General features: G+C 73.9%; 15 protein-coding genes. 5 read left to right on the top strand and 10 right to left on the bottom strand.

Annotated features, from left to right (window positions below; translation table 11 throughout):
• Positions 1–372: 372 nt before the first annotated feature.
• The 5 genes from AB0K80_RS14785 to AB0K80_RS14765 all read right to left on the bottom strand — a co-directional run bounded on the left by AB0K80_RS14785 (position 373) and on the right by AB0K80_RS14765 (position 5047).
• Positions 373–1320, bottom strand: a complete 948-nt coding sequence (locus AB0K80_RS14785) for a 3-hydroxyacyl-CoA dehydrogenase NAD-binding domain-containing protein (RefSeq protein WP_365669405.1) — start codon at positions 1318–1320, stop codon at positions 373–375.
• 37 nt (positions 1321–1357) lie between these two features.
• The gene (locus tag AB0K80_RS14780) at positions 1358–2425 is read right to left on the bottom strand and encodes an LLM class flavin-dependent oxidoreductase (RefSeq protein ID WP_365669403.1); all 1068 of its coding nucleotides are present in this window, start codon (positions 2423–2425) and stop codon (positions 1358–1360) included.
• 10 nt (positions 2426–2435) lie between these two features.
• Entirely contained in the window at positions 2436–2903 is a 468-nt protein-coding gene (locus tag AB0K80_RS14775) for a nuclear transport factor 2 family protein (protein ID WP_365669401.1), read from the bottom strand.
• 64 nt (positions 2904–2967) lie between these two features.
• Positions 2968–4089: an acyl-CoA dehydrogenase family protein gene (locus tag AB0K80_RS14770; protein WP_365669399.1), complete on the bottom strand. Its 1122-nt coding sequence runs from the start codon at positions 4087–4089 to the stop codon at positions 2968–2970.
• A 499-nt stretch (positions 4090–4588) separates the two neighbouring features.
• Complete coding sequence (locus AB0K80_RS14765; RefSeq protein ID WP_365669398.1) at positions 4589–5047, bottom strand: nuclear transport factor 2 family protein; 459 nt, start codon at positions 5045–5047, stop codon at positions 4589–4591.
• Between the two features lie 137 nt (positions 5048–5184).
• Here AB0K80_RS14765 and AB0K80_RS14760 point away from each other — a divergent pair, with 137 nt between their 5' ends.
• From AB0K80_RS14760 to rfbA, 5 genes are all read left to right on the top strand, one after another.
• Positions 5185–6342, top strand: a complete 1158-nt coding sequence (locus AB0K80_RS14760; RefSeq protein WP_365669396.1) for a nucleotide disphospho-sugar-binding domain-containing protein — start codon at positions 5185–5187, stop codon at positions 6340–6342.
• 104 nt (positions 6343–6446) lie between these two features.
• Entirely contained in the window at positions 6447–7502 is a 1056-nt protein-coding gene (locus AB0K80_RS14755) for a hypothetical protein (RefSeq protein ID WP_365669394.1), read from the top strand.
• 25 nt (positions 7503–7527) lie between these two features.
• Positions 7528–8529 (top strand): SRPBCC family protein, encoded by a 1002-nt coding sequence (locus AB0K80_RS14750; RefSeq protein ID WP_365669393.1) that lies wholly within the window; start codon positions 7528–7530, stop codon positions 8527–8529.
• On the top strand, positions 8526–9443 hold the full coding sequence (locus AB0K80_RS14745; RefSeq protein WP_365669391.1) for an NADP-dependent oxidoreductase: 918 nt from the start codon (positions 8526–8528) through the stop codon (positions 9441–9443). Before AB0K80_RS14750 ends, AB0K80_RS14745 begins: the two co-directional genes overlap by 4 nt.
• Before the next feature lie 180 nt (positions 9444–9623).
• Positions 9624–10559: a glucose-1-phosphate thymidylyltransferase RfbA gene (rfbA, locus tag AB0K80_RS14740; protein WP_365669389.1), complete on the top strand. Its 936-nt coding sequence runs from the start codon at positions 9624–9626 to the stop codon at positions 10557–10559.
• Positions 10560–10647: 88 nt separating this feature from the next.
• Here the strand turns inward: rfbA and AB0K80_RS14735 are convergent, their stop codons facing one another.
• The 5 genes from AB0K80_RS14735 to AB0K80_RS14715 form a co-directional block, all read right to left on the bottom strand.
• Entirely contained in the window at positions 10648–12123 is a 1476-nt protein-coding gene (locus AB0K80_RS14735) for an MDR family MFS transporter (RefSeq protein WP_365669387.1), read from the bottom strand.
• Positions 12124–12270: 147 nt separating this feature from the next.
• The gene (locus AB0K80_RS14730; RefSeq protein WP_365669385.1) at positions 12271–13710 is read right to left on the bottom strand and encodes a multicopper oxidase domain-containing protein; all 1440 of its coding nucleotides are present in this window, start codon (positions 13708–13710) and stop codon (positions 12271–12273) included.
• Between the two features lie 2 nt (positions 13711–13712).
• The gene (locus tag AB0K80_RS14725; protein ID WP_365669383.1) at positions 13713–14408 is read right to left on the bottom strand and encodes a hypothetical protein; all 696 of its coding nucleotides are present in this window, start codon (positions 14406–14408) and stop codon (positions 13713–13715) included.
• Positions 14405–15265 carry an oxidoreductase gene (locus AB0K80_RS14720; protein WP_365669382.1) on the bottom strand — a complete coding sequence of 287 codons (861 nt, stop codon included), beginning with the start codon at positions 15263–15265 and terminating at the stop codon, positions 14405–14407. Before AB0K80_RS14720 ends, AB0K80_RS14725 begins: the two co-directional genes overlap by 4 nt.
• A complete protein-coding gene (locus AB0K80_RS14715) occupies positions 15262–16212 on the bottom strand; it encodes an aromatase/cyclase (RefSeq protein WP_365669380.1) in 951 nt (316 codons plus the stop codon). Before AB0K80_RS14715 ends, AB0K80_RS14720 begins: the two co-directional genes overlap by 4 nt.
• Positions 16213–16217: the final 5 nt, after the last annotated feature.

The raw sequence follows: 16217 nt of genomic DNA, 5'->3' as shown, positions 1-16217 counted from the left end.
CGCGGCGGCCTCCTCGGCGGCCTGCTGCCGGCGCCGGTAGCGATCACGAGGGGGCAGACCCGTGGCGCAAGCCCGGTTGTGGTGTGGGGGCCGGTCCTGTGGCGCGGGCATCGTGGCGGTGACGGGGGCCGGATCCGTGCTGCGGGCACCGCGACGGGCACGGGCGTGTACCCGTGGTGCGGGCACGGTGGTGGTTACGGGGTGCTGGGGTGGTGCGGCACGGTCACGAGGCCCGTGGTTCGGACTCGGTGGCGGTCACGGGGGGCAGACCCGTGCTGTGGGCACGGGGGCGGACCCGCCGGTGCAGGGCGGGCGGGAGACGGGACCGGCGGGTGCCGTACGGGCACCCGCCGGTCGAGGTGGGGCCGGCGTTCAGGACGGGTGGGCGTCGGCCTGAGCCAGGGCGCGCAGGACGGCGGTCTGCCGGGTGTCCCGCGCGCGCACCAGCTCCTCGTAGGAGGAGCCGTACACCTGCTCCGCCTGCTCGATGAGCGACTGGATCGTCTCCTCGTCCAGGGTGGGGCGGCCGAGCTGCTCCCAGCCCTTCTCCAGGCCGGCTCCCAGCGTGCCCAGCCACTTGCGCAGGCCGCCGGTGCCGCCGCCCAGGTGGAAGGCGAGGAAGGGGCCCACGGTGGCCCAGCGCAGGCCGATGGAGTGGGTGACGACCCGGTCGAGCTCCTCCAGCGAGACCACGCCCTCCTTCACCAGGTGGATCGACTCGCGCAGCAGCGCGGACTGCAACCGGTTCGCCGCGAACGCCAGGATCGGCTTGCGCAGCACCACCGGGACACGGCTGACCGACTCGTAGAACTCGACGGCCTCGCGCACGGCCTGCGGGGAGGTGCGCTCACCGGCGACGACCTCCACCAGCGGGACGACGTGCGGCGGGTTGAAGGGGTGCCCCACCACGAGACGGCTGGAGTCCGCCATCCGCGCGCCCATGTCGTCCGGGTTCAGGGTGGAGGTGGAGGACAGGATCAGCGCGTCGGACCGCGCGGCCTTGCCGACGCGGGCGAAGAGCTCCTGCTTGAGCTCCAGGTTCTCCGGCGCGTTCTCGACGATCACGTCGGCGTCCGCGACGGCCCGCTCCAGGTCGGGCTCGAACTCCAGGCGCTCGCCGAACGTGGCCGGGTCCTCGGTCCCCTCGGGCAGGAACGGCGCGAACAGGCCGAGGGCGTCCTCGACGATGCGCGGCGCGTCGGGCCTGCGGCTGTTGACCCGGACCCGCAGTCCGTGGCCGAGGAACAGCGCGATCCAGCCGAGGCCGATGGTGCCGGCGCCGATGACGGTGACCGTCCGCCGCTGTGCTGGGGTCGTCATGGGTGCGTGCCTCGCTTCGTGGTCGACGGTGCGGTGCTCATCGGGCGGTGGGCAGCTTGGGGATGACCTGGTCGGCCATCAGCCGCAGGGTGGTGGCGGCGTCCTCGTAGGACAGGTGGCCGGAGTGGACGCCGAGGCTGATGGTGATGTCGTCGCCGAACCACTCGGCGATCTGCTCCAGTTGGGCACGGACCTGGTCGGGGGCGCCGATGAGCAGCTTCTGCTGGGCGAGCTTCCCCTCGAAGTGCGAGGTGCTGGTGGCCTCGACGAGCTTCTCGTAGCCGGGGTAGGCGGCGCTGCGGGTGTTCGCCCAGGAGGCGACCGCGGCGCGGATCGCGGCGGTGTTGCGGTCGTCGTCGTGACGGCCCTTGGCGCGGGCCTCGTCGCCGTTGTCGGACACCACGCACGGGTAGCTGAAGTGGATCCGCTCGGTGCCCGCGGCGCGGCCGGAGGCGGCCCACTCCTGCCGGTAGACGGCGAGCCGGCTCTGCAGCTCCTTGGTCGACATCACGTTGGGAACGGTCTGCAGGTGGTGGCCGGCCCGGCCCGCCTCGGCACAGGACTCGGCGCTGCGCGCGGTGGTGACGAACACCGGCGGGTGCGGGTCCTGCACCGGACGGGGCAGCAGCGTCACCGGGCCGAAGCGGTGGAAGCGGCCCTCGAAGACCACGTCCTGCTCGCTCCACAGCCGCTTGATCGCCTCGACGCCCTCGGTGAAGCGGTCCTTGGACTCGTCGATGGGGATGCCGAACGCCTTGAACTCGTCGGGCAGGAAGGCCCGTCCGAACGCGGCGTCCACCCGGCCGCCCGAGATGCTGTCGAGCATGGCGAGCTTGCCGGCCAGCTTCACCGGGTGCTGGAAGGCGGGGATGGTGGCGCTGGTGCCCAGCCGCACCCGCCGGGTGCGCCCCGCGGCGGCCGCCAGGAACGTCACGGGGTCGGGGCTGTAGCCGCCGTAGGCGAAGAAGTAGTGCTCGACCATCTTCACGTGGTCGAAGCCGAGTTCCTCGGCGAGGTCGACCAGGCGCAGCGCCTCGTCGAAGTACTGCGGGGCCGGCTTGTCGGCCGGGCCCACGGTGGGGAAGAAGACGATGCCGAACTTCATCGTGTGCTCCTCAGTCCAGGCCCGAGCCGTCGTGGGTCAGATCGCGCTGCCGCACCTTCCAGGAGCCGTCCACCCGGACCAGGTGGTCGCGGCACACGACACTGGCGAAGATCTCCAGCCGGCCGCCGCGCGGGGTGCGCATGGCCAGCGCGTACGCCCGGGTGCGCACCGAGCCGTCGTCCTGCGGACGGACGTCGAGCATGCCGAGCCAGTGCCGGAAGTCGATCTTCTCGGCGTCGAGCCGCTCCTGGCGCGCCCGGGACGAGGCCCGGATCGCCTCCCGGCCGCGCAGCGGCTCGTTCAGGCGGCTGGCCTCGGCGAAGACCGCGTCGGTGGTGAAGGTGTCGGCCCAGTCGTCGGGCCTGCCGTCGTCGAGCAGGCCCATCTGGCGGGCGTAGAACTGCTGGATCTGGGTGTACAGGTCGGCGGAGACGAAGCCGTCCGCCGTGCTCTGGCCGGTGGGGGTCGGGTGGCTCATGGCAACTGCCTTCCGTAAGTCGTGTCACCTGTGGTGCGGAGGTGGGTCCGGGGCGGCCGCCGGATCAGACGGCCGCGGGCTCCAGCAGCCGTGCGCCGTAGGCCCCGCCCGCGGTGTCGAAGCGCAGGGCGACATGGCTGGCCAGGCAGTGCACGTCACGCCAGATCCGCTGGAGGGGGTGGGCCGCGAGCTGGCCGGTGCTGCCGACCGTGCGGAACAGCCGCTCGACGACGTCGACGAGCTGGTCCACGGCGTGTGCGCAGTCGGCGGGATTGCGCACCTGCTCCAGCGGGGTCGCCGCGGGGGCGTCGGCGACCCGGGCCGCGCGTTCCAGCAGCAGGCCGGCCGCGTCCAGCGTGCTGGCGGCGCGGGCGGCGGTGAGCCGGGGGCCGGGGTTGTGCTCGTCGGCGTCCATCGCGGTGTGCTCGGACCAGACCCGCAGCGCGGCGCGGGCCGCGCCCAGCGCGGGGGCGGCGAACAGCAGCCCGCTGATCAGCCGCAGCGGCGCGGTGTGGCAGCGGGCGGTGGAGCCGACGGCCCGCCCGGCCAGCATGGCGTCCCGGGGGAACCCCCGGTGCCGCGGCACGAACACGTTGTCGACGGACAGGGTGTGGCTGCCCGTGCCGCGCATGCCGACCGCCGACCAGGTGTCCGCCACCTGGTAGTCGGCGCGGGGCAGCGCGAAGAACCAGGGCTCGTGCCGTTCGCCCTGGGGCACCAGGGCGCACACCAGCGCCCAGTGGGAGAAGCCGACCGCGCTGGTGAACTCCCACTCGCCGGTCACCCGCCAGCCGCCCGCGACCTCGGTGACCGCGCCCCGCGGCATCAGCGCGCCGACGACCACGGTGTCGGCGCCCCGCTGCCACAGCTCCCGCTGGCCCGCCTCGGGCAGGAAGGCGCACATCCGGGCGGCCCCCGCCGTCACCGACGCGCACCAGGCGGCCGAGGCGCAGCCCTCCGCCAGGGCCGCGACCGCCTCCAAGAGCTCCGTGGTGGTGCCCTGCGACCCGCCGAACCGCGCCGGCACGAAGTGCCGGGCGAAGCCGGCCTTGACGAGGCCGTCCACCACCGCCGGCGCCAGCTCACGGCTGGTGTCGGCGTCGGCGGCGTACTGGGCCGCGGTCCCGGCGACCTGGCGGGCCCGGTCAAGCAGACCGGTACGGCTGGTTGTCGACTGGCTCGGCATAGGACCCACTTCCCTCGCCCGGTGGTCTGGTCGCGCCACGCGGCCGGCGGTGCCGCGCGCCGACCACCGTGGCGGCCGGGGATCGAGGCGGTCTGGAGCCCAACTCGACGGGGACCACGCGGGCACCCGGCCCGCCGGTCAGACCCGCCGGCTCACGCTCCGGCACGGCGGTCGGGCCACGTTGCGGCGCGGCCGCCGGGTCGGGCTGCCCCGCGGCCGGCGCAGGAGGCGTACGGCTGGGAGCGGCGGGCGGGTCGGGCTGCGGTGCGGCGGTCGGGTCACGCGGCGGTGCGGCCGAGGACCACCCTGCGGCGCGGCCCTCGGGTCACGTTGCGGCGCGGCCCTTGGGCCACGTTCCGGCGCGGCCGCCGGGTCGGGCTGCCCCGCGGCCGGCGCAGGAGGCGTACGGCTGGGAGCGGCGGGCCGGGTCGGGCTGCGGTGCGGCGGTCGGGTCACGCGGCGGTGCGGCCGAGGACCACCCTGCGGCGCGGCCCTCGGGTCACGCTCCGGTGTGGCCGTCGGGGACGAGGGCGCGGTGGCGGACGAGCCAGCCCCGGCCGCCGGGGCCGCGGACCAGTTCGTCACGGCACAGCAGGGAGCCGCGGATCTCCAGCGCGCCGCCCCGCTCGGTGGCCATGGCGAGGGCGTAGTAGCGGGTGCGCAGCGACCCGTCGTGCTGCGGGCGGACGTCGAGCATGCCGAACCAGTGCCGGAAGTCCCAGCCCTGCGCGGCGATGTGGGCGACTCCGGCGCGCACCGAGGCGCGGATGGCCTCGCGGCCGACGTCGGGGCCCTCGTCCGCGGCGGACTCGACGACCGCGTCCTCGGTGAAGGTGTCCGCCCAGGCGTCCGGGTCGGCCCCCCGCCCCTCGATCAGGCTCATCTGCCGGGCGTAGAACTGCTGGACCTCGGTGTACAGCGAGGCGGGGGCGTACTCCTCGGCGGGTGTGCCGGGCATCGAAGGCTCCTTCCGTACGGCGGGCAGCTGCGCGGGAAGTGTCGAAGCCGTCTCTCGAGCACGGGTTGAGCCGCCCCCGGCATGGTCGCGGCAGGTGTCACGCAGGACCCGATGTCCACGGAAACGAGGTAATCGCCATGCGCGTGCTGTTCAACGTCTCTCCCGGCCTCGACCACCTCTACCCGGCACTGGGCCTGGCCTGGGCCTTCCGTACGGCCGGTCACGAGGTGGCCGTGGCGACCGCGGGCGTCTGTGTCGAGGCCGCGGTCCGGGCGGGCCTGACCGTGCGGGACGTCGCACCGGGGGCCGACTTCGCCTCGGTGTTCCCGAAGAAGGGCACGCCCGAGGAGCGGATCCGGGCGATGCGCGAACGCGGCGAGGAGATCACCAAGTCGCAGCGGACGCCCGAGATCATCCTCGAGAAGTTCGGCCTGATCAACGACATGATGGCCGACGGCACGCTGGAGTTCGCCCGCACCTGGCGGCCGGACCTGATCGTGTACTCGCGCCTGCAGGGCACCGCGCTGCTCGCCGCCCGCGACCTCGGCGTGCCGGCGGTGGAGAACGGCTACAGCTTCCTGCGCGAGGGCGACCTGCCGGCGCGGATGCTGCCCCACCTCGCGCCCACCTTCGAACGGCTCGGTGTGCCGGTGGAGCTGCCTTTCGTGCAGCCCGTGTACTTCGCGCCGCAGAAGCTGATGCGCGGCGAGGGCGAGGGCTGGTCGATGCGGTCCCTGCCGTACCAGGGCGGCGGGGTGCTGCCGGACTGGCTGGTGGCGCCGAAGGAGCGGGCGCGGATCGTGGTGACGCTCGGCACCGTGGTGCCGGGCGTGGCCGGTTCGGGCAGCCTGCGCAGTGTGCTGGACGCGGCGGCCGGCGCGGACCTGGAACTGATCCTCGCGCTGGGCGACAACGTCGACCTGGAGCCGCTGGGCACGCTCCCGGACAATGTGCGGCCGGTCGGCTGGACCCCGCTCAGCTCGCTGCTGCCGACCCTCGACGGAGTCGTCCACCACGGCGGCTGCGGCACGATGCTGGCCGCCGCGCAGGCCGGTGTGCCGCAGCTGGCCATGCCCTACGGGGCCGACAACTGGATCAACGCCTCGATCATCGAGAGCGAGGGCATCGGCTTCGACCGGCAGCCGGAGCAGGTCGACGGCGACCTGCTGCGCGCCCTGGTGGGCGACGAGACGCTGCGCAAGAACGCCGCCGTGCTGGCCGCGGAACTGGCCGCGGAGCCGGGTCCCGACCAGATGGTGACGCGCCTGGCCGAGCTGGCAGGCGCCCGGTCCTGACCCGGCGGGCGGGCGGTCGAGCCGGTCACGATCCGGGCTCGACCGGCCGTGGAGCGGGCGCCGAGAGCATCGGCCGCATCACGACAGAAAGGCAGGCAAGCACAGTGAGAACCCATCAGCCGTCCACGGCCGCGCGCGGCCTCGGTGTCGCCCTGGGCACGGCCGCCCTGACGGCCGTGGCCGCCTTCCCGGCCGGGGCGCAGACGGCCGTCACGGACCTGGGCACGCTGCCCGGGGGCACCACCAGCCTGGCGTACGCCGTCAACAACGGGGGAGCGGTCGTCGGTTCCTCCACCGACGCGGCCGGGGCCACCCGCCCGGTCCGCTGGAGCGCCGAGGGGCGGATATCCGACCTGGGGACGCTGCCCGGGGACGTGTCCGGCACGGCGTACAACATCAACGGCGATGGCGTGGTCGTCGGCCGCTCGGTCGGCCCCGACAAGGCCGAGCACGCGGTGCGCTGGACGCCCGACGGCCGGATCACCCAGCTGCAGGGGCTGCCCGGCTCCTCCCGCAGCAGGGCCTACGGCGTGAACACCCACGGGGTCGCGGTGGGCTTCTCGGCCACGCCGGAGCTGGTGTACAAGGCGCAGCGCTGGGACGTGGACGGCAAGGCCACCCACCTGCCGCCGCTGCCGGGCGACGTCGCCAGCGCCGCCGCGAAGATCAACGACAGCGGGGCGGCGGTCGGCTTCTCGGGCACCTCCGACGGCAAGCAGCGCGCGGTGCGCTGGAACGCCGACGGCACGACGGTGCCGCTCGGCGGCGTCCTGCCGGGCGACGACTCCAGCCAGGCCAGCTGGATCAACAACCGCGGAGCCATGGTCGGCAACTCCTACCGGGCGGGCAAGGGGTACGACGGTCCCTTCCACGCGGTCAGGTGGTCCCGGTCGGGCAAGGCCGTGCCGCTGTCCCCGCTGCCCGGCGACACGGGATCGGCGGTGTACGGCATCAACGACGCGGGGGTCGCGGTCGGCTTCTCGTACACCCCGGGCGGGGTGTTCCACGCGGTGCGCTGGTCCCCGGACGGGCAGGTCACCGACCTGGGCACGGCGGTGAACGGAGCGAGCGAGGCCTACCTGCTCAACAACCAGGGCGTCACGGTCGGCTATCTGACGACCGACCAGGGCGCCGTCCACGCGGCCCGCTGGAGCGGCTGAGCGGCCCCGACGCGAGGAGTGACAGATGGCATCGCCACAGGCGGTGAGCGACAGGCACGAGGTCACGGTGCGGGCGGCGGCCGGGGAGGTCTACCGGCTGCTGGCCGATCTGGACGCCTGGCCGTGGATGTTCCCGCCCTTCGTGCACCTGGAGCGGCTCGGCCGCGCCGGCGAGGACGAGCGCGTCGGCATGTGGGCACTGACCGGGGCGGGGGAGCCGGCCGGCAAGCGGATCGAGCACTGGGTGGCGCTGCGCCGCACCGACGACGCCGCCCTGCGCGTCGAGTTCCGGCCGGAAGCCGTCCAGCCACCGCTTCAGTCGCTGCGCCGCACCTGGTCCGTGACGGCGGCCGGGGACGACACGTGCGTGGTGCGGCTGCAGCACGACTACCGGCTGCAGGACGACGACCCGCAGGCCGCGGAGGCGGTGCGGCGCACCACCGGGGAGGTCGCCCGCAGCGAGCTGGCCGCGCTGCAGACGGCCGCCGAGATCGTCTCCCGCTTCCCCGAACTGCTGATGACGGTCGAGGACGCGGTGGACATCGACGGCCCGGCCGAGGAGGTGTACGACCTGCTCTTCGACGCGGCCCGCTGGCCGTCGGTGATGGCCCATGTGGTCCGGGCGGAGGTGCGCGAGAGCGGCCCCGGGGCGCATCTGCTGGAGCTGGAGACACTGGAGCGGCACGGCGGGCGGTTCACCACCCGCACCGCGCGGGTGGGCCTGCCTCATCACGGCATCGCGTACAAGCAGCTGCTGCTGCCGCCCCTGGGCAGCGCCCACCACGTGCGGTGGCGGATCACCCCCGGCCCGCACGGCGGTACGACGGTGACCTCCCGGCAGACCGTGGTGATCCGCGAGTCGGGCATCCCGGCCGTGCTCGGCGAGGGCACCGGCCTCGCGGAGGGCCGCGCGTTCGTGCGGTCCGAGCTCAGCGGCAAGGTCCGGCTGATTCTCGACGCCGTGAAGGAGCGCGTCGAGTACAAACGGCAGCACCAGCCAGGCGACCGCAGTGGAAAGGACGCATGATGCGAGCGGCGACGCTGTCCTCCTTCGGGCCTCCCGAGGTACTGGAAGAGACGACGCTGAAGGATCCGCAGGCGGCGCCCGGCGAGGTCCGGGTGCGGGTGAGGGCGGCCGGAGTGCTGCCGTTCGACGTGCGGGTGCGCGGCGGGTGGACCCCGCCGTTCATCAAGCGCGAGTTCCCGATGGTGCTCGGCAACGAGTTCGCCGGGGTGGTCGACCAGGTCGGCGAGGGCGTGAGCGCGTTCGCGCCCGGCGACGAGGTGCTCGGCTACTGCGTGCTCGGCGCCTACGCCGAGTACCTGACGGTGCCCGCCGACCAGATCGTGCGCAAGCCGCAGGACATGCCGTGGGAGGTCGCCGCCGGGTTCTCGGGCAACGGGCAGGGCGCGCACATGGCCCTGTCGACGGTGGGGGTGGAGCCGGGCGACACCGTGCTCATCAACGCCGCCGCCGGCGGCTTCGGCACGTTCGCCGTGCAGCTCGCCCTCGCCTGGGGCGCGGGCACGGTCATCGGGACCGCGAGCGAACGCAACCACGACCATCTGCGCGCCCTGGGCGCCGTTCCGGTGACCTACGGCGAGGGCCTGGAGGAGCGGGTGCGGGCCATCGCGCCCGACGGGGTGGACGCGGCCGTCGACGCCGCCGGGCCTGAGGCGCTGCGGGCGTCGGTGGCGGTGGCGAAGAACCGCGACCGGGTGGTCACCATGATCGCCACGGAGGAGGCCGAGCGCCTCGGCCTGCGCGATGTGACCGGTGCCCGGTCGGCGCAGCGGCTCGCCGAGCTGGTCGACCTCTCCACCCAGGGCAAGGTGACGATCCATCTGCGCGCCACCTACCCGCTGGCCCGGGCGGCGGACGCGCACCGGGACGTCGAGAGCGGGCACGGCCGCGGCAAGGTCGTGCTGACGCTCGACTGATCCGGACGCGGCGGTCATCGGCCGCGCCGGTCGCGGATCCAGCAGGGGGCGAGCCCGGACGGGGCTCGCCCTCTCGGCTTCGAGGCACCCGCGACCGGGCCTTGCGGCCGCTGGGCGCACGCTCGTCCCGACGACGGCACGAGCCGACGACGACAAGCCGACATCAGAGGTGAGCAGGACATGAAGGGAATCATCCTGGCCGGCGGGAACGGCACCCGGCTCCACCCGATCACCCTCGGGGTCTCCAAGCAACTGCTCCCGGTCTACGACAAGCCCATGGTCTACTACCCGCTCTCGGTGCTGATGCTGGCCGGCATCCGGGACATCCTCGTCATCTCCTCGCCGAGGGACCTGCCGCAGTTCCGCCGGGTGCTGGGCGACGGCAGCCGCCTGGGCCTGCGCCTGTCGTACGCCGAGCAGCCCGAACCGCGGGGACTGGCCGAGGCGTTCCTGATCGGCGCCGACCACATCGGCGACGATCCGGTGGCGCTGGTCCTCGGCGACAACGTCTTCCACGGCCCCGGCTTCGCCCGCCTGCTGTCCCGTCAGCTGCCGCACACCGAGGGCGCGTTGCTGTTCGGCTACCCGGTGCGCGACCCGGAGCGGTACGGCGTGGGGGAGGCCGACGCCGAGGGCCGGCTGCTGTCCATCGAGGAGAAGCCACGGCGGCCGCGGTCCAACCGGGCCATCACGGGCCTGTACTTCTACGACAACGACGTGGTCCGCATCGCCCGCGGGCTGAAGCCGTCGGCGCGCGGCGAGCTGGAGATCACGGACGTCAACAAGGAGTACCTGGCCCGGGGGCAGGCCCGCCTGGTGGACCTGGGGCGCGGTTTCGCGTGGCTGGACACCGGCACCCACGACTCGCTGCTCGACGCGTCCCTGTACGTGCAGATGCTGGAGCGGCGCCAGGGGCTGCGCATCGCGTGCGTGGAGGAGGTGGCGCTGCGGATGGGGTTCATCGACGCCGAGCAGTGCTACCGGCTGGGCGAGCAGCTCGGCAAGTCCGGGTACGGGGAGTACGTGATGGCGGTCGCCGAGTCCCTGCGCGCGGGCGACGCGGCCGCGCCGCAGGGCGGCACGGACGCCGGGGGCGGCATCCGGCGGGTGGCGTGAGGCAGCGGCTCGTATGACAGCACCGCCCGGCGCGTCCCCGCGGACGCGCCGGGCGGTCTGCTCGTGGCTGTCGTGCCCGGCGGCGAGATCACCGCCGGTCGGCCTCCCTGTCCTGCTTCTGGTCCTGCTCCTGGTCCTGGTCCTGCTCCTGGTCCTGAGGCTCCTCCGGTGGCCTGGGGGGCATCAGGAGCGCGGGCAGCAGCATCAGGGCGACCAGGGCGAGGATCCACCAGAACGTCTCCCCGTACGCCGTGGCCTCCCCCGCCGGCGCCGGACCGGCGGACGCGGCGGACAGTCCCACGGACAGCAGCAGCGCGACCACGGCCGTGCCGAAGGACGCGCCGAGGCGCTGCCCGACGGCGATGAGCACGGTGCCGCGGGCGATGCGGTCGGCGGGGATGTCCCGGTAGGCCGTGGTGATGACGGCCACGCCGATGATCCCCAGGCCGAGGCCCCGTACGCCCAGGGACAGACCGAGCAGCAGGTCGTCCGGCCGCTCGGCGAGCCGGGTGAAGGCGACGGTGCCCAGGGCGGCGACCACGGTGCTGCCCAGGACGAGGGTGCGCGGGTCGTACCGGTCGGTGAGCGCCCCGGCCAGCGAGATGCCGATGAGCATGCCGAGACCCTGCGGTGCCAGCAGCCAGCCCGTGGTGGAGCTGTCGTGCCCGAGGACGCGCGTGTAGTACAGCGGCAGCACGAACAGGGTGCCGTAGATGGCCACGCCGTGCAGGAGGATCAGCGCCGAGGAGGTGGAGAACACCCGGGACCGGAACAGCCGGACGTCCAGCAGGGGGTCGGCCGAGCGCGCCGAGTGCACGCAGAACCCGGCCACGAGACCCAGCCCGGCCGCCAGGACGCCGAGGGTGAACGGGTCGGTCAGCTGGGACACGTCGCGCACCCGGGAGAAGCCGTACACCAGGGCGACCATGCCGGGCGGCAACAGCAGCATGCCCACGCGGTCCACCCGGGTGTCGCGGCGCTCGCCCGAGGGCGGCAGCACCCTGAAGGCGAGGGCCAGCGCGACCAGGATGACGGGCACGTTGACGAAGAAGACCCAGCGCCAGCCCGCCGTGTCGATGATCAGGCCGCCGGCCACCGGCCCCATGATCGGGGCGAGCTGGCCCGGGATGCCCACCAGGCTCATCACCCGGCCGAAGCGCTTGGGCCCGGCCGCCTGCGCGAGGATCGCCTGCACCATCGGCAGCACCATGCCGCCGCCGACGCCCTTGAGCACCCGGAAGGCGATCAGGCTCTCCACCGACCAGGCGAGGCCGCACAGCACCGAGCCCGCCAGGAAGACCACCAGGGCGAACATCCACATGCGCTTGTCACCGAAGCGGTCCACCGCCCAGCCGACCAGCGGCGTGACCAGGGCCAGCGTCAGCAGGTAGGAGGTGTTGACCCAGGACAACGCGGTCTCGGAGGCGTGCAGTTCGCGGCCGATGTCGTTCAGGGCGACGCTGACGATGGTCGAGTCGAGCAGGGACGCGATGGCTCCGATGAGCAGGGTGCCCGCAAGGACGAGGAGCTTGCGGTCCAGCCGTTCGGGGGGCGATTTCTGCATGACGGCAACCTAAGAGTCCCCCGTCATGCCCTCCTCGAGCCCGGCTCGAGATCCGGCCACGCGCCGGGGCGTTGCGCGGCGGGTGCGGACAGCCCGAATGCCGGACCGCCCGGGGGGACGGTCCGGCAGGGGCCGGCGATGCCGCGCTCAGGCGGCCCGGACGTCGATGCGGCCCATCTGGCCGCCGGAGGAGTGGCCGAGCTGGTGGCAGTGGTACAGGTACTGACCGGCGTACGGGCCCCAGGTCATGGCGATCTTCACGGTCTCGCCGGGACCGAGGCACACGGTGTCCTTCAGACCCTGGTCCCGCGCGCCGGCGGGCCGGCCGTTGCGCTCCAGGACCCGGAAGTACACCAGATGGGTGTGGAAGCTGTGGTAGACGTGGAAGTCCGGCGGTGCGGCCAGCGGGGCCTCCACGTTGCGGATCGTCCAGATCTCGCTGGTCCCGACGGTGGTCTCGACGTCGACCCGGTCCGGGTCGTAGGTGAGGCCGTTGATGGTCATCGCGGGGAAGGTGCGCAGCTCGAACTCCCGCTCGACGGTGCCCTGGGGCACCGGCGGCAGGGTGGTCAGCCGCGCCGGCACCTGGCTGGGGTCGGCGCCGGCCCGGGTGATGTCGAAGCGGAGCACCTCGGGGCGCTCGGTGGGCAGGGCGCCGGCGTTCTCCAGCACCACCGACCGGCCCTCGCCCCACCGGGAGAAGTCCACGACGACCTCGATGCGCTCACCGCCCAGCATGAGCAACTCGTCGCGCTCCAGCGGCTGTTCCAGCAGACCGCCGTCCGAGGCGATCTGGGTGAACGGCGTGCCGTCGGCGAACCGCAGCCTGAGGTAGCGGTTGGCGCAGGCGTTGTACAGGCGCAGCCGGTACTTGCGCGCCGCGACCTTGGCGTACGGCCGCTCCTTGCCGTTGACCAGCATGTGCGGGCAGTCGGAGGGCCGGGTGTAGCGCAGCGTGCCGTCCGCCTCGATCCGCGCGTCCCGGATCACCAGCGGCACGTCGTAGGCGCCGCGGGGCAGCGGCAGCTTCCGCTCCTCGGGGTCGCTGATCAGGTACAGCCCGTGCAGGCCCATGTAGACGTTCTCGGCCTCCAGGTGGTGGGCGTGGTCGTGGTACCAGAGGGAGGCCGCGCGCTGCGCGTTCGGGTAGTGGTACGTACGGCTGGATCCGGGGGCGATGACGTCCATGGGCAGGCCGTCGTGCTCGGACAGCACATGGGCGCCGTGCAGGTGGACGGCGGTGTCCACGGTGAGGTCGTTGTACTGCCGCACCACCACCTCACGACCGCTGGACGCCTTGATGGTGGGGCCGGGGAACGCGCCGCCGTAGGTGCGGACCCGGGAGGTCAGCCCCTTGACGATCTCGACGTCGGCCTCCCGCATCCGCAGGTCGTACAGGTCGGCGGTGGCGGTGGTGGACGCCGGCGCGAGTGTCCTGGGCACCGGCATGGCGTGCGCGAACGGGGTGCTCTGCGCGAGTTCACCGCCGGCCGCCGCCACCCCGGTGCCGGACAGCCCCTCCCACGGGAAGAGGGCGGCGGCACCGCCCGCGACCGCGGCCTTGAGCAGATGGCGTCGGTTCAGCATGGTCAGGGTCTCTTCTCCACGAGTTCCAGTGAGTCGATCTTCCGTCGGTCCGCACGCGACGGCACGCCGCCCGCGACCGCGAGCACGAGGCCGACCAGGGCGCACAGGCGCAGCGTGGTCAGGGCGGCGGCGCCCGCCCCGGACCACAGCGGAGCTGTCCCGCCCGGCGTCAGGGCGGTCGCCAGCGCGGTCACGGGCACCGCGACGACCGCGCTCGCCACGCCGCTGAGCACGGCGAACGTCCAGGCCCCGCCGCCGTGGCGCCGCACGGCGTGCGCGGTGAGCGCCAGCAGGGGCATCAGCAGGTACACGGCGGCCGTGGCGAGCGCCAGGTACAGCACGGGCCCGTCCGCCGCCTCGGCGTGGGCGCCGCCGTGCCCGGCGTGCCCGCCACCGTGCCACCAGGCGTGGTCGCCGGGCTGGGGGGCGGGAGGCAGCGCCCGCCGGTAGGCCACCCAGGCGACGGCGGCGGCCTGGGCGAAGGCGAACATCCCCAGCGTCAGGGGACGCAGCGAGCAGACCCCGCTCCAGGCGGCGCGCCGGGCCCGCGACGCGGCCCCGCGGGCGGTGCGGCCCGGCCGCCGGGGCCGGTGCGCGCCGGGCGTGCCCGGGGCGCCGGGGGCCAGGGGAGAGGCGCCCCGGACTCCCCGGCCCTCCACCGGACTCCCGGCGGGCACACGGTGGGTGGTGACGCTCACGGCTGCGGGTCCGTCGCGTCGAAGTCCGTCGTGCGGGCCAGCGCGTCCCACTCCTGCCACCCGGCGAGACGGTCGCGCAGCACCCGCGGCGCGAGGTCGGCGGCGCCGTTGCCGAGCAGGACCCGCAGGGGTGGTTCGTCCGCGTCGAGCAGCTTCAGCAGGGCCTCGCCGGCCTTGCGCGGGTCGCCGGGCTGCAGATGGGCGTACGCCCCGGACAGCCCGTGCCGGCGCTTGGCGAGCACGTCGTCGTACTCGGGCATGGGCGTTGCGCGGACCAGGCTGCCGGCGCTCCACTCGGTGCGGAACTCGCCGGGCTCGACGATCGTGACCCGCACCCCGAATCCCGCGACCTCCTGCGCCAGCGTCTCGCTCATGGCCTCCAGGGCCCACTTGCCCGCGCAGTACAGACCGAGGTTCGGGTACGTGGTGACGCCCGCGATGCTGGACATCTGCAGGATGTGGCCGCCGCCCTGACGGCGCATCACCGGCAGCACGGCCTGGGTGACCCACAGCGCCCCGAAGAAGTTGACGTCGAACTGGTCCCGGACCTGACGCTCGTCGACCTCCTCGACGGCCCCGGCGAGGCCGTAGCCCGCGTTGTTGAGCAGGATGTCGATGCGGCCCGCGCGTTCGGCGGCCTCGGCGACGGTGGCGAGGACGGCGGCGCGGTCGGTGACGTCGAGCGCGAGCGGCAGGACCCGGTCGCCGTACCGCGCGGCCAGGTCGTCCAGGGTCTGCGGCCTGCGGGCCGTGGCGACGACGCTGTCGCCGGCCTCCAGGGCGACCTCGGTGATGGCCCGGCCCAGCCCACGGGAGGCACCCGTGACCAGCCAGGTGCGGGACGGCCGGCCGCTCACCGCGCCGCCGCCCTGCGCCGCTCGGCGTAGTCCTTGGCGTGCGCCAGCGTGGCGCGGCTGTTGGAGCCGAGGGCGCCCCGGATGAACTCGCGGGCCTCGGGCACCCCCGCGTCCGGGCCCAGGACCTTCGTGATGTTCTCGGTGTTGAGGACCACGGTGTGCTGGGAGGTGGCCGTGGTGACGCCGTTGTCGTCCTCGTCCAGCTGCCAGTAGCCGGTGTGCAGGGTCATCAGGGCCGGCAGGGTGGTCTGCTTGTAGGCGATGCGGTGGTGCGGGAAGCACACGCGGATCGACTCCGTGGTGTGCCGCGAGCCGTCCTTGGTCAGGGTGTCCATGCGCAGCACCTGCAGGCCCGGGGTGTCCTCGCGCAGCGACACCTCGGCGACGTGCGGGAGGCGCTCCTTCCACAGGTCGGCCTCGTTGATGAAGTCGTACACGTCCTTCGCGGAGCCGGCGATCTCGACGCTGTCCTCGAAGGAGAGGGTCAGCCCCACGGCGCCGACGGCGAGTTCGGCGTTGGTCTTCAGGGCGGCGAGCTCGGCGCGGCTGTTGCGGTCGACGGCCGCGTCGATCCACGCGAGCCGCTCCGGGTCGTCGCCGATCGCGCGGTAGTCGTGCAGCAGCCGCACCCGGGACTCCTCGTCGCCGAGCGGCTCGATGATCCAGCTGCCGCCCATGTCGGCCACCGGCGCGGCCGGGACCTCCTGGCGGAAGTCGATGCGCAGCTGCTCGGGGTGCAGCACGCGCCGCGACGTCCAGTTCTTCGGCTCGCCGTTGGCGGTGGCCCAGATGCGGATGCGCTCCTCGCGCTCGCCCTTTTCGACGTGGTCGACGTAGACGGACGGCGGGAAGATCCGCGGCCAGTTCTCGACCTCGGCGATCAGCCGGTACAGCTCCGCGGCCGGGGCGGCGACGGTGATCTCGTGCTCGACCTCGCGGGTGGTCATGTCCG

Source organism: Streptomyces sp. NPDC052682, assembly GCF_040678435.1.
Classification (GTDB): Bacteria; Actinomycetota; Actinomycetes; order Streptomycetales; family Streptomycetaceae; genus Streptomyces.
The sequence above is the reverse complement of the archived record's forward strand: the minus strand, read 5'-3'. Positions and strand labels throughout refer to the sequence as shown.